We start from the raw sequence: 23,467 nt of genomic DNA, 5'->3' as shown, positions 1-23,467 counted from the left end.
TCACTTTTAATTGTTTGGTATTGCGTCGATAGAACAATTCAATAAATTGATAAGTTGTTTTCTATCTGCACCTATCATAACAAGGTATTTGGCGAAGAGTTTTACAATATATTGTGAAGTGTGTTGAAGATGTTAATAGTGTGACTGTCTTATTAAGAATAGCTAAATATTGAATAAGACTACATAGCAATACTAAACGAAAAAACCAGCCTAATGGCTGGTTTAGTTCGCTGAATACACCAAATACAGGTTAAACAGTAATATTCAAAGTAAGCTAATTGTTCACCATAAAATACTTACTACTTTGTAAAGAACCTTGTTAAAACAAATGATTAATGACAGGTATTTCTTGTGGTGGATTTTCTTCCTCAGCCACTACTTGCCGTGCCACATGCATGATTAATTGACGCAACCAACGGTGAGCAGGATGATGCTGTAACAATGGTGACCATGCCATGGTCAGCTCAAACTCAGGAATAAAAAACGGCGGTTCTTCCATCATGATACTGTCGTTATTGGCCTGCATTCTTGCCACACGGGTTGGCAATGTCGCTATCAAATCTTTATTTGCGGCAAGCATGGCTGGCATCTGATAGTGGCGGGTGAAGACGCTAATTTGGCGTTTTTGGCCCAAGCGTTGCAATGCCTGATCAATAGACCCTAGGCCACCTGATTTTTCTGGGTTAACCCCAAATCCTACGCCCATCCCTGTTTTAGATACCCAAACATGCTGTGCTTTTAGATAGTTTTTCAGATTAAAACGATTGGCATAAGGACTTTCAGACGATAACAAACAACTAAATGTATCACGCCATACCAAAACCTGATGAAAGCTTTGTGGTATCTCATTAAAACGATTGATCGCCAAATCAACACGCCCCTGCTCCATATCGCGATAAGAGACATCTGAGGGCGTCAAAAAATCTAAGATAACGTTGGGTGCTTCCGAACGTAGTGCTTTTACTAGCTTCGGTACCAAAGTCGCCTCAGCATAATCTGACGTCATAATACGAAAAACGCGTGACGTACTATAAGGACGGAATTCAGTGCGTGGCTCTAGGACTTGAGTCAAATCTGCAAGTATTTCACGGATGCGTGGCTGCAACTCAAGGGCGCGCTCAGTCGGTGTCATCCCTTCAGAGGAGCGCACCAGCAACGGATCATTAAATAACTTACGCAGACGGCGCAAGATATTGCTCATGGCAGGCTGGGTGATACCAAGCTGCTCAGCTGCGCGAGTGACGTTTTTTTCTCGTAGCAACACATCTAGATGAACTAATAAATTTAAATCAACCCGCTGCAAATTCATATGTATTTCTCTTAGCTTTTAAAAAATAAGCACCACGGCACGCTTGGTATTATCAGTGCTGAAATGGTGATTTTCGATCTAGGACAGCATAATTTTGCGAATTTTTATTGGTTTTACCGCAAAAGATACTCAGCATAACTCAATTCCATCACCATAAGATACTGTTATAACTACATTATAACCTATAAAAATACTAAAGATAAGTATCATAAATTAGATAAATCTTGGTAAGGCAGTTATAGTGAGTTCCATAAAGGATTTGCGGTACAGACCACAAACCTGAGTTTTATGAACGGGTTATCGTCCAAAAAACAACATAGTTAAATAGCATAGTAATGGTTTATCTCGACAGTGAAACACTACCAAGTGTCAGTATAATTGTAACATCTCTTGTTGCTAATTATGACAACGCTGTTTATTAAATGCTCAAACACCTTTGATAGACGTGGACAAGCTGAATCAACACTATAAATCAGCAATTATTTGTCAACTGCTGAGTTCAGCAATCTTCTTGTATTCATGCACAGGTTTGTTTAGGGTAAAGAAGGCCTTTACGAGGTATTGATACCACCACTACCAAGTTTATTGACAACACAAATTATTATTTTAACGCTCAATTTATTATTTTTTACACCCTACCAAGGAGACTATAGATGTCAACTGCATATAAATCAGCGATCGACCTAGTACGTGAATTAAAGCAAAAGCACGGCAACTGGCAGAACATTAGCGAGACTGATGCCGCACGTATGATGTCACAAAACCGTTTTAAAACGGGCTTGGATATCGCAAAGTATACTGCAAAAATCATGCGTCAAGACATGGAAGATTATGACAATGATACGTCTCAGTACACACAGTCTCTAGGTGCATGGCATGGTTTTGTGGCACAGCAAACCATGTATGCCAAGAAAAAATACTTCGGCACTACCTCTAAAACTTATATCTATCTTTCAGGTTGGATGGTAGCGGCGCTACGTTCTGAGTTTGGTCCACTACCTGACCAATCTATGCACGAAAAAACGTCAGTGCCTAAACTAATCGAAGAAATCTACACGTTCTTACGTCAAGCTGATGCTAAAGTATTGAACGACTACTTCCGTGAGCTAAACGCTGCTGAAGAAGCGGGCCAAGACACTTCAGCAATCTTAGAAAAAATCGAAAACTTTGATTCGCATGTTGTGCCAATCATTGCAGATATCGATGCAGGTTTCGGTAACGAAGAAGCCACTTACCTATTGACTAAGCAAATGATTGAAGCTGGTGCTTGTGCCATTCAGGTTGAAAACCAAGTATCTGATGCTAAGCAATGTGGTCACCAAGCTGGTAAAGTCACCGTACCGCATGAAGATTTCATCTCTAAGCTAAACGCTATCCGTTATGCATTCTTAGAGCTTGGTGTTGAAGACGGCGTTATCGTTGCTCGTACTGACTCTGAGGGCGCATCACTCACGCAAAAAATCCCAGTATCAAATGAGCCAGGCGACCTTGCTTCTAAATACATCGATTTCATCGAAATGGAAGAAGTATCTCTTGAAGATGCCAAAGAAAACGATAGCTTACTTAAGCACAACGGCAAACTAGTACGTCCAGTTCGTCTACCTAACGGCCTATATCAATTCCGTGAAGAGACTAACATCGACCGCGTTGTACTTGACTGTGTCACTGCTCTAGAAAACGGCGCTGACCTACTATGGATCGAAACACCGACTCCAGACGTTGCACACATCAAATCAATGGTTGACCGTATCAAAGAGCAACAGCCTAAAGCGAAACTTGTATACAACAACAGCCCATCGTTCAACTGGACGCTTAATTTCCGTAAGCAAGTTATCGCACAGTGGGAAACCGAGGGCAAAGACATCTCTGCATACAATAAAGATGACTTGATGAGTGCTGATTACGACGGTACTGAGCTTGATGCAGCAGCTGACGTTGCCGCTAAGAACTTCCAACGTGATGCGTCACGTGAAGCTGGTGTATTCCATCACTTAATCACGCTACCAACTTATCATACGACTGCACTTAGCGTTCATGAACTTGCTAAAGGCTACTTCGGTGAAGAAGGCATGCTTGCTTATGCAGCTGGCGTACAACGTAAAGAAATCCGTGAAGGCATCTCTTGTGTTAAGCACCAAGCAATGGCTGGTTCTGACCTTGGCGATGACCACAAAGAAATCTTCTCAGGTGACAACGCACTGAAAGCTGGCGGCGGTAAGAACACGATGAACCAGTTCTAATAACCGACAGACTAGCAGCATGTATTTAAAAAAACCGTCCTACATCATGTAGGGCGGTTTTTTATTGCGGTTTAAATAATCAGAGAGTGGTAGACTAATAATTATCAAGCAAAAGTTAAATCAAAGCCATCAGTCAGAATTATTAGGAGCCAATATGCAAGAGATAGAGCTGAAGTTTTTGGTACCAGAGTCACGTCTAAAAGGTTTAATGCGTCAAGCAAAAGTTAAATCATCACAAGTGACACCACTGGCTGCACACTATTACGATACCCCTGATCAGCAGCTTGCACAGGCAGGTATCGGTCTGCGTATTCGCAAAGAAGGCGATACATGGGTACAAACCATCAAAGCTGGTGGCGATGGCATTGCCGCTCGTTTGGAGCACAACGCTGTGTTAGACGACAAACAAGTACAGGAAATGCTTGATAATAACGAGCTGATGCCTGATTTGACGATATATGCAGAAACTCCAATCGCCTCTGCGCTGGCTGACTTTAAACTCAAAAAGTTGTCAAAAAACCTAACACAACTGTATGTCACCGACGTCGAGCGCACCACGCGCTTACTGACAGAAGATAATGATGATGAAACTGATAGTTGTATCGAGATGGCTTACGATCATGGAGAAATTATCCATGGTACTGACGACTCTCAGCGAAAAACCATTCAGGAGATAGAGTTCGAATTGGTGTCAGGAGATTTAGATTTTCTATTTACGACAGCCAAAACATGGTGCAAACGCTACAAGCTGTGTCTATCTACCGTGACCAAAGCTGAGAACGGTGGCTTGCTCATCAATGGACAGAAACACAGTCCAGCAGTTGGCGCTGACCTAAGCCAACTAGATGTGAACAAAGACAGTAGCATGCCCGCCTTTATACGAGCAGCCGTACATAACTGTCTGTTACAGATATTACCGAATAGCAGTGCTATCGTCGCTGGAAGCATTGATCACGAGCATATTTTGCAAACACGCATCGGTATTGATCGTATGCAAGCTGCATTAACCGCATTTGCTGACTTTTCTGATGAAATCAACCCAGAATGGCTACCGATACTAAAGCAAACCTCGACGTTGCTTGACAATTATTACCAACTCGCTCATATCGAGGCCTATATCGAACCTGAGCTACAGGCACTCGGAGCCCCTGCTGTTGACTGGACAACAGATATCGAAGATATAAAAATCACACCGATCAATACACTGCAAGCCAATGACTTTCAGCTAACCTTGTTAGAGCTGATTGCCTTTACCATGAGTGACCCTAGTATTGAGCCTCAAACGGATAAACTCGCTCTCGACGAGCTAGCAAAAATTTTATCGAAACAATATAAGAAGTGCCTCAAAGCAGATAAAAAAACTGATGCAGTAAGTGATACCGAGATTGTGAGCGATGATGTAGATGTTGATACGGATATCTCTGAGGATAATCAGGACGAAGCGCTACTATGCGATCACCTAAAAGCGCTACGCTACATAAGTGAGTTTTCTGCGCCTTTGTTAAGTAAGAAAAAAACCAAGAAGAAAACCAAGCGTTGGTTAAAGCGTCTGATAAAAGCGCAAATAGCGCTAGAGCAACGCAATGATGACAATCAATATCAACAGCTTTACGCGCTAAAATCGACCACAGATATTAATGCCCTATACGGTGCAGGTTGGTTTGCTGCCATGCTTACGGATGACCCAAGTTATATCGAAACGCGTTTGGCCAAATTTAAAGACAGCTCAACATTTTGGTAAAACGTATGACTCGGTAAAGATACCTCGGTAAAAATACATCGCTTAGTAAAAAGGACAGCTTTTATCAATGAAGCTGTCCTTTTTTATAGATACACCATTTTATTTTTCGCTTTGATCTTATTGTTCAATATTTATACCTTTCACTACCATCCTTAGCCGTCATCGGATTTTTTGGGCTCAAATACCGATAAATAAATATGCTTTAGAAATAATAAGTACGATTAATCTTAGTTAATCTGCAACGATCATTACTGGCATACCCTCTTCTACTTGCTCAAATAATTCCACGATATCTGTATTACGCATACGTATACAGCCATGTGAAAGCGGTATACCCATCGGCTCAGTATCTGGTGTGCCGTGGATATAGATGTAGCGCTCATAAGTATCACAGCCGCCTTTACTATTGCTACCCTTGTTCGAGCCTTCTTCCAAACCGCTCAACCAAAGAATACGGCTCAGTATCCAATCACGCTTAGGATGTAACGTGCTAAGAACAGCATCATATACTTCGCCAGTTGGTACCCGCCCCACAAACACAGCATTCATAGGCTCACTGCCGCCTATTTTTTTTGCAATGATATGCTGACCAAGTGGCGTGCAACCGCTATCTTGCTGACTACCAATGCCATTTTTTGCCGTAGAGACAGTATATTCAGTGACCTCAGCTTGCTGCTTATGGACTGTTAATGTTTGCTTAGCAATGTTGATCACTAGATGTTTATTAAAAGTTTCATTATTCGTCATAAATGCTTCCCGCCATCAGTCATCCATAAGATAACTGTTAAGGTAATTGGTAAAACTGATTCAAAATTTCTATTATCAAGGGATTGTGTCAATGCTTTTGGCACCGTAATATAGAGGCACACTTTTTGATGCTAGCAGATTATGACGACTATTTCACCGACACGTGTGTCGATGTATGATTTTTTATATCATGATACCAAGCCTATGCTGCCACTTTTGGCTGATGCCGCACAGCTCTCATTGCCACAAGCGAGGCTGGCGATGGATGCCAGTCTACAAGCCATTGTGAGCGCGCTTCTTGCCTATCAGCAGCAACATCAAGGACAAGCACTCAGCAAAAGGCTATTTGGACGTGCTGCTGTCAAAGAGTTACGACAATACAACTCAATGAATTTTGCGACTCTTAAGGCGACGTTATATCACCGAAACGATGCGGCAGATGCCGTTTTTAATAACAGCGCCCGTGTGATAAAAATCAGTGACCATATTGCTGAAGATATTCATGCAAAAACGCAGCAAGTTCAAATCTTACTCACCTCTTTATGCGTGATTGTCCTTCGAGAATTGGCTATCTTGGCAGAATACAGTCAACTCGATAGTGACGAGATGAACAAATGGTTCGCCCTACAACCACAGTTTTTGTCCGCAGCACGCTTTAGAGATGAGCAAACGCAAGCAGTGCCTACTCTTGAATCAGAGAGTGCTAACAGCGAGCCGGCCATACTGACAGAGTCTATAGAAGACAAAGAGCCTTTGGAAAATCATGCGGAGAGTGCAGAGCTCAAGCTATTAAACGCTGAGCAGCTATCAAGCACCCCGCCACCTTTTGATAGCCACTGGTACGAGTTGACAGGATTCGAGCCTAAAAACCATGAACCTGTACAAGACATGCAATTGGCAACGGGTAATTACCTAAAAGCTATTGGACGCTCACCTGATAATTTGCCGCAGGGTCGTCATAACGACATGCTGGTATTTGAAGAGATGCACGCTATTGCTTTGCCACATCAGCGCTGGTTATTACAGCTGGCGAAAATCTCTGATATTTATCTTAGTCGAAACCGGCTGCGCATCAACTCTGAACCCGCCAATCCACCAAAGCCGCCGTTGGTAAGCTTAGGATTGATCGGTGGCAATAATGATAACACGCCAGCGACAACGAGCGAGAAGCCTATAGAATATGACGCTTCCACGCCACTTTGGAAAAACCCTGTCATTCTTATTATTATAATTGTCATCGGTGTACTAGGGGCGCTCGCTACGCTCAAATATCAATCGCAAAAGTCTGATGGCGTCGTGCTCGCCACCGAAGAAATACTAGAACAAGATATCGCTGATGAGCGTCAGCAACAAGATGTCGCTATTGTAAGGATGGACGATAAAGAGTCTGATACGGCAGAGACAGCACAAGCTCAATAAAGACATGTGATTAATAAAGTGATGTTCAAAACAGAGTCTTGATAGAAACGCATCAGCCATAAAAAAAAGAGGCGCTATTTATATAGGCCTCTTTTTTATTGCTGTTGAGCTAAATGGTTAATTAACTACGTACAATATTAACTACGTACAATCGAAACGCTTATTTAGACAAATCGCGACCACGGCTAGCTTCGATAGCCAAACGTAGACCATTTAGACGGATAAAACCTTCTGCGTCTTTTTGATCGTAAGCACCCGCATCATCTTCGAAAGTAGCGATTTTTTCGTCAAATAACGAATCATCTGACTTACGACCGACGACGCTCACAGCACCTTTGTATAATTTTACACGTACCGTACCGTTGACGTATTCTTGTGATTTGTCAATCAATGCCTGTAGCATCATACGCTCAGGGCTGAACCAATAGCCATTGTAGATGATTTTTGCATAGCGTGGCATGAGCTCATCTTTTAGATGGGCGGCTTCGCGATCAAGCGTTAGTGACTCGATACCGCGATGGGCTTTTAGCATAATCGTGCCAGCTGGCGTCTCGTAGCAACCACGTGACTTCATGCCAACATAACGGTTTTCAACGATATCTAAACGACCGATACCATGTTTACCGCCGATTTCATTCAGCTTAATCATGACTTCATAAGGCTTTAGCGCTTCGCCATCGATAGCAACGATGTCACCTTTCCTGTATTCTAGTTCTAGATATTGCGCTTCGTCAGGCGCGTCTTCTGGGCTGACAGACCAGCGCCACATGTCTTCTTCTGCTTCGGTATACGGCTCTTCTAGAACGCCACCTTCATAAGAGATATGTAGCAAGTTGGCATCCATTGAGTAAGGTGATTTTTTCTTATTACCGGCATAATCAATGGCAATATCATGCTCTTCAGCGTACTTCATTAAGCTTTCGCGGCTTGATAGATCCCACTCGCGCCAAGGGGCAATGGTAACCACGTCTGGCGACAATGCAACTGCTCCCAGCTCAAAACGAACTTGGTCATTACCTTTACCAGTCGCACCATGACTGATGGCATCGGCGTTGTGCTCTTTTGCGATTTCAACCAAACGCTTGGCAATCAGTGGACGGGCGATAGAGGTGCCAAGTAAATACTCACCTTCATAGATGGCATTGGCACGGAACATCGGGAATACATAGTCACGAGCAAATTCTTCACGCAAGTCTTCGATATGGATGTGCTTGATACCCATTGCTTGCGCTTTGGCACGTGCTGGCTCAACTTCTTCGCCTTGACCGATATCAGCGGTAAAGGTGATCACTTCCGCATCATAGGTTTCTTGTAGCCACTTAGCAATAATTGAGGTGTCCAAACCACCTGAATAGGCCAGTACGATTTTATTAATATTTTTTGGATCAAGCTGAGCCATGAATAACTCCTGTTATGAGAATTTAGTTTTAGTAAACGCGCTAAGATCAAATCGAAAGCAAGTTAAAAAGAAATTACCTGCTCAGTGTACATCATATTTACTATAGGCAAAAGTCTAACTGCCATAAGGCGTGTGCTTTTGGCTTAAATCTTAAAAAGGGTTAAATAATACTCAATGAATTATGTACAGATATTTCGCCTTATATTTAGTCAACTGGGCAAATCTGTTATGATAGTCGCACAGTATTATCCTCTTTTTTTCCTTTATTTGACGATATAGAGCGCTTTGACACTATGACTGATTCGATTAGAGAATTAACCATCCTTCAGCCAGATGATTGGCATATTCACTTGCGCGACGATCAGGCTTTGAGCACGACCGTACCGCACGCAGCAGGTAGTTTTAACCGTGTGATCTGTATGCCAAACCTTGTGCCGCCAGTCAAAAATGCACATGATGCACAGGCCTATCGCGCGCGTATCATGGAAACTTTGGCAGCAAGCGATTTAAGTCTTGAGCGAAAATCAGCCTTTGATCCACGTATGACTTTATACTTAACGGACAATACCACTGCCCAAGATATCGAATTGGCCGCACAGTCAGGCATCGTACAAGCGGTCAAACTTTACCCTGCTGGAGCGACCACCAATTCTGCCGATGGTGTTACCAACATCAATGCCTGTGTCGATGTATTTGAAGCACTAGAAAAGCACAATTTACCACTACTGATACATGGTGAAGTGACGCAAGACCATATAGATATCTTTGATCGCGAAAAACGCTTTTTAGACGAAGTACTGGCACAAATTATCGTCAAATTCCCAACATTAAAAATCGTGGTAGAGCATATAACGACCAGTGATGCAGCAGATTTTGTATTGGCTCAAGGCAACCATGTTGCTGCTACTATTACGCCGCAGCATTTAATGTTTAACCGCAACCATCTATTGGTTGGTGGTATCAAACCGCACTTTTATTGCTTACCTATTTTAAAGCGTGAGAGCCATCAAAAAGTCTTGTTAGATGTGGCCACGAGTGGTAATCCGAAATTCTTCTTGGGTACCGACTCTGCGCCACATGCTACCGACCAGAAAGAAGCCGCTTGTGGCTGTGCTGGTTGCTATAGTTCAGCAACTGCCCTGCCGTTATATGCCACTGCGTTTGATAGCGTTGGCAAAATAGATAAGCTAGAAGGATTTGCCAGTCGTTTTGGCGCACAGTTCTACGGTCTACCTCTAAACGAGAGTACCATTACGCTTGTCAACACCCCTATGCAAGTGCCGAACGACTACCCTTACTTTGATGGGGCATCATTAACGCCGCTTATGGCGGGTAAAACGTTACCTTGGTCGCTTAAGGTTTAGTAGCCACACAGCCTAGCACTGACAAAGCAACCTATTATTTTTTCTATAATGCCAATGATACCTTTGTACTAAACCTCCTTAGTGCAAAGGCGTTATCGATGTTATGAAATAATGATGTGCAATTCCATATACCAGCACGACTGATAAAAGTGATTGAACTTGATATGACCAATCAAAATACAGCAACCTTGCCTGACGCAGATGTCTCAAATTCTACGGATGATGACCTGAACGTAATCCCAAGTGCTGCTACTCAAGACAAGAGCGACGACGAGCAAGCACCCTTGAGTCTAAAAGACCGATTTCGTAAGTTTTTGCCTGTCGTTGTCGATGTTGAGACAGCGGGTTTTAATTCTCAAACTGATGCGCTATTAGAAATCGCCTGCATCCCTGTTCTACTTGATGAGCATGGCGTATTTTATCCAGGTGAGGCACTCAATGCTCATGTTGAGCCATTTGAGGGTGCGAATTTAGAGCCCAGTGCCCTTGCCTTTACTGGCATCGATCCTAACAACCCAATGCGCAAAGCCATTGCTGAAGATGAAAAAACGGCACTTCGCCGTATCTTTAAAGGCTTAAAAGAAGTACGCCGCGAAGAAGAGTGCCGTCAATGTGTTCTGATTGGACACAACGCGCATTTCGATTTGGCATTTCTAAATGCAGCTGTGCTACGCACCAATAGTAAGAACCACAATCCTTTTCACAACTTTTCAGTGTTTGATACTGTAACTTTGTCTGCACTGGCATTTGGACAAACCGTACTAGCACGGGCATGTAAGGCAGCAGGACTCGAGTTTGATGGTAAAAATGCTCACTCAGCACTGTATGACACTCAAAAGACAGCCGAGCTGTTCTGTCACATACTCAACAATTATCCTATGCTCGCTAATGCGATGCACAATGAAGAGGCTAAAGAAGCATCAGCTGATAACGATAGTGAATAAGTCACATATCATATATTGCCAATCATAGATAATAGTGCTATTTGTAATACTTGATGACTTTGACATCTTGATTTGATAATCAATAGGGATATGATTGATATCACGATAAGCAGATGGAATTATTTTGTATGATAATAAATGTCATATTTTTGGACGGTTAACATGACTACTTATGATGAATGTCGCGCTTAAGCGATGCAGTTATATCCTATAGATAGTTCAAGTTGCTCACTCTGCCTTGGTAGCGAATACTATCGAGGCCTAATAGGAGGGACTTTATTATGGATCCACAACTTAAGTTATGGGGAACCATCCTAGGCTATATGTTGCTCGCTTTAACTATTAGTGCTTGTACTTCCCTATGGATTCGGTATCATTTAAAGCGCAATGATCTCCATCCTCGCCGTGCAATTAAAAAAAGATATTTAATTTTAAAAAGACGTAGAAAAAGGCTTGACAGGAAGCGCCGACGCTATTAAAATACGCACCACTTCAGCATAAATGGTGAAAGCAGTTGAAGTGTTGTTACTAGTCCCCATCGTCTAGAGGCCTAGGACACCGCCCTTTCACGGCGGTAACGGGGGTTCGAATCCCCCTGGGGACGCCACTATTTGGCGTCACTTGTTAGCACTCAATAAGACTAACAATGGTACCACCAAAAACCCCACTCATGATATATTATGAGTGGGGTTTTTTTATGCCTGATCTTAACATCAAAGCTATTCTTAATATCCAAACTATTTGTTTAAATAAAAAAAGCCAGCATTAAATCAATGCTGGCTTTTTCTTGTTCGTCTGCTCAACTAGATATAATTAGTATTTAGCTCGATAACCAATCGTATTAACATACTTAAAATCATAAGAGAGTTGACTCCTATGATGATATTATCTATCGATTACAGCATTAGCCATAGTAATGTGGCAGCTATCATCAAGCCGAGAACCGTCTGAATTAAAAAAAATGCTTGGTGTTGACCAACGACCTTACTCAACGTCACGCCTAAAGTATTGTACTTAATAGGTGCCGTATCGATATTGCCTGTTCTATTCTGCTCTTCATAATACTCTTGCAAAATATCTAAGAATTTCTGCCACTCATTAGCATTCCAATCATAAGGCTTAAATGGCATCAGTTTTTTGAGCTCAGACTCTTTAGTCATCCAGCGCTCAAGTGTAATAGAGCGTAATGACCAACTGCCAAAACGGCGCTTTGTGATTTCCGAGAAGTCTAGAATTTCTAATTCTTTATGTCGATCATCTGTTAGCAATCGATTTTTTAGATTTGTTAGTGCTTGTTCTGACCCTTCTACACACTGCAAAAAGTATCCATTGCCATAGCAAAGAATACCGGTAATGTTATCGGCGTGGTTACGTTCAACTGCGGTCTCTGAGATGTCATTAAGCGTGCTAGGACTTGAAAGACCAGTAGAAGTAATCCGGCTTATATATACAAGCTGGCAGAGATCTGTCGTTACTGGATTTGTCGAATCGTTGATTGTTGACAATCAGCTTCTCCCTATTATTGGGTAAATGTCGCTAAAACAATCATACTAACTTCAGAAAATATAGAGAAAACATCACTAAATGTAATAATTTTCTCTGATATATTATTGATTTTATAAGTTTTTATATTAATTGTATTAAGTTAGTTACATCATAGGTTAGATTGGTCATCAAAGCAACCTCTTATTGATTAATAACCTTGCTTATATACAAAAAACATGTTTTAAATATATATTATATATTAAATTAATATATCTTAACTTCTATTGAGGCTGAAAATTACCGTAAAATTGATGCGATATTGAAAGTCATTACCTTGAGCTATCTGATATAAATACGAAGCAAATCTATAAATTTGATTAATGTGAGGATTGGATATTAAGAATTGCTGCCAGTAAAATGGCGTCATCAGGATACGTAAGCTTGATGTTTTGTCGACTACCAGGCACCAAACGTATGGGTAGCTCTAAGTGCTCAAAAGCACTGGCTTCGTCTGTGATGCTGAGCTGATGTTCAGACACATAGCGTAGGACGCGTTTCAGCTGACCTAAACGAAAAACTTGCGGGGTTTGTGCTTGCCATATGTTGCTACGGTCAATAGTGCATTTCGCATAAGGAATAAGTCTATCTTCCTCAGTAGGTGTGGTTTGCTGATAGGATGTCTTCAACGTATCGGCCACCGGTGTCGCTAAGATAGCACCATAAGTCTCCATCATCGCTGCTTTAATAACTTGATCGATATCCACACTCGGTACAGCGGGACGTGCTGCATCATGAATGAGTACTAAATCTGAATCAGCGGCACCTGACTCACTGATGGCCTCTACCCCTGCCTGTACTGACTGCCAACGCTCGGCCCCACCAACTGCGTAATATATAGGAAGCTCAAACTCTAGCCTCTGGGCTGTACTGTCGTCTGCTGCTACGACCAATAGACATTTATGAATATAATTGCTATGGCTAAGCCTAGCCACGCTGTGCTGCAATAACGTCTTACCTTCTAGCATTGTGTATTGCTTGGCGATAGACGCACCAAAACGGCTGCCGCGACCAGCTGCGACGATCATGGCATGTATATTAGGGGTTTTATTCATAGTGTGATACTCATGGTTGAACCCATGACGATATGTTTAAAGAGAGATAGTGAAAATGATAAGAATGACGGATGGCTCTATAATCAATGATAATGCTTGATATCACATCGTACAGATCGATAGCTATAGTTTAATAGCTACTATGTGTCGTTGGTGCAGTTGATACTTGGACAAAAGTTTCATTTGGTTTGATTAAACCCAAGTCTAAGCGAGCGTGCTCTTCCACCGCCTCAAGTCCAGTTTTTAAATCTTGCACATCAGTACGTAATAGATTGTTTGCTGCCACTTGGTTGTCATTTAAGCGTTGTTGCTCTTCAATTTGAGCCGTCAACTTGTTATGTTCAAAATGGCCATTTTCTCCCAGCCAATACTGATATTGCAATCCCAAAAGCACTGCAACGGCTAAAGCAAGTAGTATAAATTGGCTAAAATATTTCATAAGGTGACAACGCCAAACAACATAGAAAGAATGAGATTAAAGTTTTAAGATGATTAGGCGATACACAAATGATTATATATCGCCTAAATTCAATGATAAGTTCGGCTTTTAAGCTTAGACTTTTTGACGCATATTACACGTTAAAAAGCCAGTAAGTCTGTTAACCACGTAGACCAATAAACTCTTCACGGCCACGGTAGCTTGCACGTACTTGCTGCTCGATGCGTAGTAATTGGTTGTACTTGGCAACGCGGTCTGAGCGGCATAGTGAACCGGTTTTGATCTGACCGGCAGCGGTACCAACTGCTAAATCTGCAATGGTGCTGTCTTCGGTTTCGCCTGAACGATGCGAGATGATGGTTGCGTAGCCATTTTTCTTCGCCATATAAATCGCATCTAGCGTTTCTGACAGTGTACCGATTTGGTTGAACTTAATCAGAATTGCATTGGCAATGTGTTTATCGATACCTTCTTGCAAGATTGTAGGATTGGTCACAAACAAATCATCACCAACCAATTGGACTTTATCGCCAATCTGCTCGGTCAGATACTTCCAACCATCCCAATCTGACTCATCAAGACCGTCTTCGATAGAGATAATAGGATACTGACGTGCCAGCCCAACAAGGTAGTCTGAGAACCCTTGGCTATCAAAAGCTTTGTTACCTTCACCTGCCAAGACATATTGACCATTTTTATAAAATTCACTAGCTGCACAATCTAGCGCAAGATGAATATCTTCACCCGCTTTGTAGCCAACTTGCTCGATTGCCTGCATGATGACGGTGATGGCTTCTTCGTTACTACGTAGATTTGGTGCAAAACCACCTTCATCACCAACAGCGGTATTTAAGCCTTGTGATTTCAACACAGACTTTAAGCTGTGGAAAATCTCTGTACCAGCACGCAGCGCTTCTGAAAAGCTGGTAAAGCCAACTGGCTCAATCATAAACTCTTGAATATCAACCGTGTTATCCGCATGCTCGCCACCGTTCAAGATGTTCATCATTGGCACAGGCATGGTCAACGACGTCTGATTACGCAAGTTAGCAATATACTGATGCAATGGCAGATTCTGTGACTTGGCAGCCGCTTTGGCCGTAGCAAGTGACACTGCTAGCATAGCATTCGCACCAAGGCTCTCTTTGTTTTCTGTGCCGTCTAGCGCAATCATGGCATCATCAATACCTTGCTGTTCAGTCACATCTTTGTCAATCAAAGCACTACGAATCTGACTATTGACGTTAGAAACAGCTTTTTTGACACCTTTACCCATATAGCGAGATTTGTCGCCATCACGTAACTCAAGCGCTTCACGTGAGCCTGTTGATGCGCCACTTGGCGCCGCAGCACGGCCGACAGTGCCATCAGCTAAGATCACATCAGCTTCGATAGTTGGGTTGCCGCGCGAGTCTAAAATTTCACGAGCGCGAATGTCTTTAATTGCGGTGACGTTGTTGGTTTCTTCAGCGTACATAATGTCTGTTAATTCCTTTGGTCATGCCAAGTTTGTGAGATAAATAACGGCAGCTAGCATACAAAAAAGATAAAGCAAAATATCATATAGCCAATACACCTATAATTCCTTCAAGCCTTTCTGCCATATGACTATATTTGTATATGATGGAAAGCTTATTGAACAAATTAACGGTTGGCTATCGTGCTTGGCATCATAGCATATATTTTACCAAACTTCCCTTATCTTACACTGACTTGCGGTCATAAATATCATCATAAATAGGTATATCTCAAATACTCGTTTGGTCTGTGTTGATGAAATATCAGCGCTAATACAGCAATTATTATTTCACCAAACGCGTTTTATTGGTGTGCGGGGCAGATACCGTATTATCTAGCTCAACCTCTGTTTTGAAGCGTGTCAATCGTAGCGCATTCATCAAAACTGAGATAGAGCTAAGCGCCATAGCTGCCGCCGCAATCATCGGATTCAAAAACCCAAATGCAGCAAGTGGAATACCAAGACAGTTATAAATAAAGGCAAAAAATAGGTTTTGCTTAATATTGCGTAGCGTTGCTTGAGCGATTTTTTGCGCGGCATCGATATGCATGAGCGACTCACCCATCAAACGGGCAGAAGCACTATGCTGTGCGACGTCAGTCCCCTCAAACATCGCAAAACTGGCATCAGCGGTGGCCATTGCTGGCGCATCATTGACGCCATCTCCTGCCATCGCCACCTTATGCCCAGCCGTTTGTAATAACGCAATTTGGCTGGCTTTGTCACGCGGGCTCATCTTGCCATAAGCCTTATCAATACCCAACTGCCCTGCCACATGATCGACGACCGATTGCTTATCACCACTCATCAAGATGACATTAATACCAGCATCTTGTAGCGCAGTGATTGCTTTTGGCGTGTCCGCTTTCAAGTCATCGGCTAGTGCAAACGCGCCTAGTGGCTCATCATTAATACTAATCGCAACGGTACTGGCAATTTGCCATACTTTTGGCATAAATCTTGGCAACGTCAAGTTCGCAAACTCTGCCGTGCCAACTTTTATCAGTCCAAGCCCTTCGATATTCGCTTGTATACCAGCACCTTTTATCACACTGACATCAGTCACGTTTAATAGAGACAATTGGCGGTCTTTAGCAGTATTGATCAGAGCAGTTGCTAGTGGATGACTGGCGTGCGCCTCGATACTGGCTGCAATTTGCAATACATCGTCAACAGCAAGTGACTTATCCACCATGACCTGATCAATGATAGTCGGCTTACCAATGGTCAGCGTGCCTGTTTTATCGAGTACTACTGTATCAATATTACCTGCCGCCTCGAGACTTTGCGCGTCTTTGAACCAAACACCATGACGCGCAGCAACGCCCATACCCGCCATGATAGCCGCTGGCGTGGCCAAGCCAAGCGCACAAGGACAAGCAATGACCAATACCGATACGGCGTGCATCAAGGCAGTATCGACCATGCCTGTCAGCCACCATGTTAAGCCAAAAGTAACCAAAGCAATGGTCACTACAATTGGCACAAACACTGCGGTCACTCTGTCAGCCAGCCTCGCCAAGTTAGCTTTTGAGCCTTGCGCATCACTCAATGCTTGTACCATATCACCAAGCTTAGTGTCACTACCCTTGGCACTCACACGATAGAGCAAACTACCATTCTCCACCAAAGCACCTGCCAGTAATCCATCGCCCACTTCTTTTTTGAGCGCTATTGACTCACCGGTTAAGTGACTCTCCACGCACCAGCCGCTACCATCTGTGACGATACCATCGGTCGCGACACGGCTACCTTGCTTGGCACGCAAGATATCGCCTATTTGCACATCAGACAGTGCAATGTTATGAAAATCACCATTTGGCTGCTGCTGCTCGACTTCATCAGGCGTTAATGACAATAATAAATCAATGCTGTTGAGGCTATGCTTCTTGGTACGTTCCTCCAGGTATTTACCAGTCCGCACAAAAGCAATAACCATCACCCCTGCTTCAAAATATACGGCTGGGCTATCACTGACAACGTGTTCGCCCATGTGTCCACTTTGCAAGAGGCTACTTAACGTTCCATCGCCATGCATGAGCCACAGATAAGTCGAATATGCCCATATCGTCACGGTACCAATCACCACTAGTACATCCATATTGGCAAGGCCACCTTTTATAGATGCCCATGCGCTCTTATAAAATGGTAACGCAAAGCCGAACTGTACAATCGTCGCTAAAATAAACTGAATCCAAATAGGCGGCATCCACGCCATCCCAGCACCCACCAACATGCCTGCCATACCCACCAAAAATGGCACCAAACACAACCATAAACCGATCAATCGCCATGGATATTGGGTGGCTGTGTCTTCATCTGTTTTTGCAAATAAACTGTCGCTGGCCTGTAGGTTGGCAACAAAACCCGTCTTGTTTACCCACTCTGTGACCTGTTCTGGCGTCGTTTGCGTTGGATCATAATCTACATTTGCCGTCTCACCAGCAAAATTCACACTCACTTCATACACCGAAGGCTTTTTATTCAGTACCTTTTCTATTCGTGAGGCACACGCCTGACACGTCATGCCATCAATTGCCAATTGCAGATGCGCACGTTGCGGTGCAAGTGGCGTATTTGATTGAATGTCAGTCTCGACATCGTAGGACTCATTACTAGTGGTATGGGTAGTATCATTCATAAAAATAACTCTTTATAGCGTCTATATGTCCATAGAAGCCATAATAAAATATCAGTGGGTTGACAAAAAAATCAAATGAAACAAGTAAAACACGATAACAATCAGTATGAATACGCTGTTTAGGCTGTCCAGTGATTATAGACAGACATATTGCAATATATTCAGGTAGCGCCTATTAGATGGTCACAACCATCATCTATTCAAGTAAGCCTCAATCATTTAGTGAATAGCAGCAAGCTAGGACAGCCATGGACGTAATCTATAATTGGAATTTTTAACCATTAAAAAACCAGCTATCATGCTAGTAATAACATGATAGCTGGTTTTTTAATAAATGATGCAATCTATGAATTAGCGACTGTTACCTCAAATCCAGCATCATCAATAGCCGAAGCAATGGCCTCTGCACTGGTTTTGCTATCATCAAAGGTGACCGTCGCTAGATTGTCAGCTAGATCAACGGTGATCGTATCTAAACCATCAATGTCGACAGTAGCAGTATGTACACTTGCCACGCAACCGCCACAAGTCATGCCATCGATTTGAATAATACGTGTTTGGCTTATCATGGTTGGCTCCTTATTTTTATTAGTGAAAAGTAGCCTTGATAGCTGTTCTTCAATATTTACTTTTTAAAACCTATCAAAGCGCCACCAAACAAGCATAAGCCCTATCATCAGCGACAGCAAGACACTTTGGTTGTTGCTTTATTAACGAGATGCTATTAACAAGACAGCAACTTATTGATAAAAACGTAAACGCTACTCATTGCTCATTTAGCATCCAGATCGTCCATACACCTTAGTGGTTATGATGCGGATTTTGCGGCGCATCGATGGGAAATGGCTGAGTCACATAATCAACCATACTAATCGCCGCCGTCAAGGCATGGATACTTGTATCCGTATCATCATAACTGACCGTTGCGACATTATGCACGGGATCGAGATCGATAGCGGTCACGCCTGAGATATTTTTAAGAGCGGTCATTACGCTATCTAGACCATCTTCATCGTCGATATTTTCTATACTGACTTTTGCCATCTGAATTGCCATTGCATCACCCTCTTTTAACTTACCTTATCAATGCGTATCTAACACATCGAAGCCTTTGACCAAATCATCAATTTGCTTGAGCTGACGCAAAAATGGCTCTAGCTGGCTCATACGCAGCGCACATGGTCCATCACATTTCGCCGTTTCTGGATTTGGGTGCGCCTCTAAAAATAACCCTGCCAATCCTGTTGCCATACCTGCACGTGCCAGTGTGGTAATCTGCTCACGGCGGCCGCCTGCACTATCGCTACGCGCGCCTGGCTGCTGCAAGCTATGTGTCACGTCAAAGAATACAGGGATATCCATCTGCTTCATGGTATCAAAACCTAGCATATCGACGACGAGATTGTTATAACCAAAGGCACTCCCACGCTCACAAAGTATTAGCTTATCATTACCGCCTTCTAGACATTTATTGACGATATGACGCATCTCATGAGGGGCTAAAAACTGCGCCTTTTTGATATTAATGATGGCATCTGTTTTTGCCATTGCATGGACTAAATCCGTCTGACGCGACAAAAAAGCTGGCAGCTGAATAATATCGGCAACTTCAGCGACTGGTGCTGCTTGATGTGGCTCATGTACATCAGTGATAATCGGCACTTGGAATTTTTCTTTAATTTGCCCCAGCCAGTCAATCCCTTGCTCTAGTCCCGGCCCTCGGTATGAGTGCAGGCTTGATCGGTTGGCTTTATCAAAGCTTGCCTTAAACACATAGCCAATACCCAAACGCTGGCAGATGTCTACATATTGCTCAGCGATCTCAAATGCCAATTCTTTAGACTCCAACACATTCATACCACCGAACAATACAAACGGTTGATCATTACCAATGTTGATTGTCTCGTTATTAGGCGTGTTAAGTGCAATGTGTGATTGCGCCGTTAATAGGTTTTCCATTTAGCCATTACCTCTTATTTTGTTATGAATATGTCTGTCCCATATTGTAACGGATAGCTTGATGAAAAAAAGTATGCAAGCGTAATTAGATAGCATCAATATCGATAATCATTAAGTAACTATTCGCATTGCTCAAAATTGAGCAAAAAAAAAGACCGATCTCAAGACCAGTCTTTTTTATAATAAACGCTTTCAATATACTACATTCTGAGAGCTACTTTGCTTCGCTGTGGTTCTTCGCTGCTTTTACAAAGCTATTAAACAATGGATGACCACCACGTGGTGAGCTAGTGAACTCTGGATGGAACTGTACAGCAACAAACCATGGATGTTCAGAAATCTCGACCGACTCTACCAAATGCTGCTTGGCAGAATAACCAGAGATGGTCATACCTGCTTGCTCTAGCGGCTCGATATAACGGTTATTCATCTCATAGCGATGGCGATGACGCTCAGTGATATTGCTGGCACCGTAAATTTGGCTTAGCTTACTGCCAGAAACTAGCTCTGCTTGCTGGGCGCCTAGACGCATCGTGCCACCAAGGTCTGAATCATCGCTACGAATCTGTAGCTCGCCGCGCTCGTCTAACCACTCAGTGATAAGACCAATAATAGGCTCAGCTGTTTTACGATCAAACTCAGAAGAGTTAGCGTTAATATTAAGTACGTTACGTGCGTACTCAATCACAGCCAACTGCATACCAAGGCAAATTCCCAAATATGGGACGTTGTTTTCACGAGCATAAGTGATGGCTTTTATCTTGCCCATCGTACCGCGCTCACCGAAACCGCCTGGTACTAAGATAGCATCGGCATCACTTAACTGAGCAAGTAAAGTATCGTCATCTTCTAGACGTTCAGCATCGATGTAGTCAATCTTCACGTCTACTTTATGCGTGATACCTGCATGTAGCAATGCTTCGTTAATAGACTTATAAGCATCTGGAAGCTCGACATATTTGCCAACCATCGCAACAGTTACTGTTCCTTCTGGATTCAACTGAGCTTCAACCACTTTGTCCCAATCGCTCAAATCAGCTTCAGGCACATCAAGACCGAAACGCTCACAAATTAGATCATCAAGATCCTGCTCGTGCAATGTACGCGGTATCTGATAGATACTCTGTGCATCTTCACACATAATTACTGCACGCTCTTCAACGTTGGTAAATAGCGCAATCTTGCGACGGTTGTCTTGTGAGATATGATGGTCAGAGCGGCAGATTAAGATATCAGGCTGTAGGCCAATAGAGCGCAGCTCTTTTACTGAATGCTGCGTTGGCTTAGTTTTGGTCTCACCCGCACTAGCAATATACGGTACTAAAGTAAGATGCATTAGCATGGCTCTATTACGGCCAAGCTCTACTTGCATCTGACGTACGGCTTCCATAAACGGAAGTGATTCGATATCACCAACCGTACCGCCAATTTCGATAATAGCGATATCATACCCTTCGCCACTGGCAAGGATTTTGTTTTTGATTTCATCAGTAATATGCGGAATAACCTGTACAGTACCGCCTAGATATTCACCACGGCGTTCTTTATTCAACACGTTCTGATAAATACGGCCACTGGTAAAGTTATTACTCTTACTCATTTTTGAGTGACGCAAAAAGCGCTCGTAATAACCCAAATCTAGATCTGTCTCTGCGCCATCTTCAGTGACGAATACCTCACCATGCTGAAACGGGCTCATTGTACCTGGATCAACGTTAATATACGGATCCATTTTGGTCATCGTGACAGTCACGCCACGTGCTTCTAAGACCGCTGCAAGAGAGGCTGCGGTGATACCTTTTCCTAGTGAGGACACTACCCCACCGGTCACGAATATAAACTTGGTCATAGTACTCTGTCGGTAATTGGTAAAGAAGGATTTTACTAAAAATACGCCATAAAATATAGGGCAAAAATGCAAACTATCTGAAACTCTTATTTTTCACGCTGATGATAAACATTTTTCTGTTATTCGCACTCTATACAACAAAAAAACTCACCCCGAAGGATGAGTTTTTTTATAGTCAGATTCTAGTTCATACTAGAATAAGTATTCTAGACCAGCACCAACTACAACTACTTGTGCATCACCGTTTGACGTTGCGAATATATCTTCGTTAGTCATAGGATCTTGATTACCAGTATTATATGTATATCCAACATTATCAGCATTGTTTACGCCAGCATAGGCATGAGCAATGATGTTGTCTTTGTACATGTATTTACCACCAACAACGATCTGATCTGAATCTGAATTGTTAAAACCATTCAAGTTGTCAGTTTTGTTGTACTGTGCGTATACAGACACTGGACGAGCAAAGTTATTTAGACCCATTTGAGCGCTAACAACTAGACCTTTCTCGTCTTTATCGCCACCATCATAGTCGCCTACTTGGTACAATGCACCTAATTGTACTGGGTAAGCCATGTATTTGCCTAGATCAACAGTCGCTGTACCACGGATGATGTCACCATTGATGTTTTGATCTTTATCGTATGCAATACCAGCTGTGAAGCCAGTACCTTGATCGAATAACATAGCAACGCCAAAGCCTGCATCGTCATTACTATTTTGATCATCAGAGCTATACATTGCAGAAAGCTGTAATGGTAGGCCATCGTATTTTGGTGCAGTCCAAATGATTGAACTATTGATACGGTTACTATCCGCCATGTTTAGAGCGCTAACAACTTCACTTTCATTTTGAGTTTGGCCTAGATTATCCCAGTAACCTTGGTTAACAACAACATTGTCAATACGTGCTAAGCTTGATTGGTTTTTACCAACGCGGAACTCACCAAATTGTTTGTTGTTGATACCTAGATATGTATCACGGTTAGTGAAAGTAGCGTTATCACCATCAAGGCTTGTACCGTACTCTAAACGATAGATAACATCAGTATTAGCAGTCATGGCTTCAGAGCCTTTAAGACCGATACGTGAAGCATGAGAGTTAATCTGCACTGTATCTTCGTCATACATGTTGCCAGCAGGACCATCAAATTCAGCATTCTCATAGTCAGCTGCTAAAAAAGCTTTACCGTATAGAGTTGGCGCTGCATTGGCTGCTGATACAGATAGGGCTGCGATTGCTGTAGCTAAAAGTAGTTTTTTCATGGGGTATCTCCACTTTACAATTGTAGTAATG

Annotated in this window: 18 protein-coding genes and 1 tRNA gene; 6 read left to right on the top strand and 13 right to left on the bottom strand. The window is 42.7% G+C overall.

Features of this window, described 5'->3' with window-relative positions; genetic code table 11:
* Positions 1-319: 319 nt before the first annotated feature.
* On the bottom strand, positions 320-1,309 hold the full coding sequence (locus QO189_RS06095) for a LysR family transcriptional regulator (RefSeq protein ID WP_058025743.1): 990 nt from the start codon (positions 1,307-1,309) through the stop codon (positions 320-322).
* A gap of 653 nt (positions 1,310-1,962) precedes the next feature.
* Here QO189_RS06095 and QO189_RS06090 point away from each other — a divergent pair.
* The gene (locus tag QO189_RS06090; protein WP_371531973.1) at positions 1,963-3,549 is read left to right on the top strand and encodes an isocitrate lyase; all 1,587 of its coding nucleotides are present in this window, start codon (positions 1,963-1,965) and stop codon (positions 3,547-3,549) included.
* A 154-nt stretch (positions 3,550-3,703) separates the two neighbouring features.
* Complete coding sequence (locus QO189_RS06085) at positions 3,704-5,290, top strand: CYTH domain-containing protein (protein WP_371531972.1); 1,587 nt, start codon at positions 3,704-3,706, stop codon at positions 5,288-5,290.
* A 231-nt stretch (positions 5,291-5,521) separates the two neighbouring features.
* Here QO189_RS06085 and QO189_RS06080 read toward each other — a convergent pair whose 3' ends face one another.
* The gene (locus QO189_RS06080; RefSeq protein ID WP_371531971.1) at positions 5,522-6,037 is read right to left on the bottom strand and encodes a L,D-transpeptidase family protein; all 516 of its coding nucleotides are present in this window, start codon (positions 6,035-6,037) and stop codon (positions 5,522-5,524) included.
* Between the two features lie 141 nt (positions 6,038-6,178).
* Between QO189_RS06080 and QO189_RS06075 the strand changes: the two genes are divergently transcribed.
* Positions 6,179-7,456 (top strand): hypothetical protein, encoded by a 1,278-nt coding sequence (locus tag QO189_RS06075; protein WP_371531970.1) that lies wholly within the window; start codon positions 6,179-6,181, stop codon positions 7,454-7,456.
* A 160-nt stretch (positions 7,457-7,616) separates the two neighbouring features.
* Here QO189_RS06075 and QO189_RS06070 read toward each other — a convergent pair whose 3' ends face one another.
* Positions 7,617-8,855: an argininosuccinate synthase gene (locus tag QO189_RS06070; RefSeq protein ID WP_371531969.1), complete on the bottom strand. Its 1,239-nt coding sequence runs from the start codon at positions 8,853-8,855 to the stop codon at positions 7,617-7,619.
* 293 nt (positions 8,856-9,148) lie between these two features.
* Here QO189_RS06070 and pyrC point away from each other — a divergent pair, with 293 nt between their 5' ends.
* The 3 genes from pyrC (at position 9,149) to QO189_RS06055 (ending at position 11,770) form a co-directional block, all read left to right on the top strand.
* Positions 9,149-10,219 carry a dihydroorotase gene (pyrC, locus tag QO189_RS06065; RefSeq protein ID WP_371531968.1) on the top strand — a complete coding sequence of 357 codons (1,071 nt, stop codon included), beginning with the start codon at positions 9,149-9,151 and terminating at the stop codon, positions 10,217-10,219.
* A 164-nt stretch (positions 10,220-10,383) separates the two neighbouring features.
* Entirely contained in the window at positions 10,384-11,163 is a 780-nt protein-coding gene (gene rnt / locus QO189_RS06060) for a ribonuclease T (RefSeq protein WP_371531967.1), read from the top strand.
* A gap of 531 nt (positions 11,164-11,694) precedes the next feature.
* Positions 11,695-11,770, top strand: a tRNA-Glu gene (locus QO189_RS06055).
* Positions 11,771-12,059: 289 nt separating this feature from the next.
* On the opposite strand, the gene QO189_RS06050 is transcribed toward QO189_RS06055, so the two are convergent.
* The 10 genes from QO189_RS06050 to QO189_RS06005 form a co-directional block, all read right to left on the bottom strand.
* The gene (locus QO189_RS06050; RefSeq protein WP_201599519.1) at positions 12,060-12,668 is read right to left on the bottom strand and encodes a BLUF domain-containing protein; all 609 of its coding nucleotides are present in this window, start codon (positions 12,666-12,668) and stop codon (positions 12,060-12,062) included.
* Positions 12,669-13,025: 357 nt separating this feature from the next.
* A complete protein-coding gene (ispD, locus tag QO189_RS06045; RefSeq protein ID WP_371531966.1) occupies positions 13,026-13,760 on the bottom strand; it encodes a 2-C-methyl-D-erythritol 4-phosphate cytidylyltransferase in 735 nt (244 codons plus the stop codon).
* Between the two features lie 130 nt (positions 13,761-13,890).
* A complete protein-coding gene (locus QO189_RS06040; protein ID WP_058024088.1) occupies positions 13,891-14,199 on the bottom strand; it encodes a septum formation initiator family protein in 309 nt (102 codons plus the stop codon).
* A gap of 160 nt (positions 14,200-14,359) precedes the next feature.
* Positions 14,360-15,676: a phosphopyruvate hydratase gene (gene eno, locus QO189_RS06035; protein ID WP_371531965.1), complete on the bottom strand. Its 1,317-nt coding sequence runs from the start codon at positions 15,674-15,676 to the stop codon at positions 14,360-14,362.
* A gap of 325 nt (positions 15,677-16,001) precedes the next feature.
* Positions 16,002-18,359, bottom strand: coding sequence for a heavy metal translocating P-type ATPase (locus QO189_RS06030; protein ID WP_371531964.1), 2,358 nt, complete (start codon positions 18,357-18,359; stop codon positions 16,002-16,004).
* 344 nt (positions 18,360-18,703) lie between these two features.
* Positions 18,704-18,928 (bottom strand): heavy-metal-associated domain-containing protein, encoded by a 225-nt coding sequence (locus QO189_RS06025; protein WP_371531963.1) that lies wholly within the window; start codon positions 18,926-18,928, stop codon positions 18,704-18,706.
* Between the two features lie 232 nt (positions 18,929-19,160).
* Entirely contained in the window at positions 19,161-19,415 is a 255-nt protein-coding gene (locus QO189_RS06020; protein ID WP_371531962.1) for a heavy-metal-associated domain-containing protein, read from the bottom strand.
* Between the two features lie 27 nt (positions 19,416-19,442).
* Positions 19,443-20,318 (bottom strand): 3-deoxy-8-phosphooctulonate synthase, encoded by an 876-nt coding sequence (kdsA, locus tag QO189_RS06015; RefSeq protein ID WP_371531961.1) that lies wholly within the window; start codon positions 20,316-20,318, stop codon positions 19,443-19,445.
* Between the two features lie 214 nt (positions 20,319-20,532).
* Positions 20,533-22,167, bottom strand: a complete 1,635-nt coding sequence (locus QO189_RS06010) for a CTP synthase (protein WP_371531960.1) — start codon at positions 22,165-22,167, stop codon at positions 20,533-20,535.
* Between the two features lie 192 nt (positions 22,168-22,359).
* Positions 22,360-23,436, bottom strand: coding sequence for a porin (locus tag QO189_RS06005; RefSeq protein WP_371531959.1), 1,077 nt, complete (start codon positions 23,434-23,436; stop codon positions 22,360-22,362).
* Between the last annotated feature and the right edge of the window lie 31 nt (positions 23,437-23,467).

Origin of the sequence: Psychrobacter sp. Arc29 (assembly GCF_041431175.1) — a bacterium.
In the GTDB taxonomy this organism is placed as follows: Bacteria; Pseudomonadota; Gammaproteobacteria; order Pseudomonadales; family Moraxellaceae; genus Psychrobacter.
This window is presented reverse-complemented; position numbering and strand designations above follow the sequence as displayed.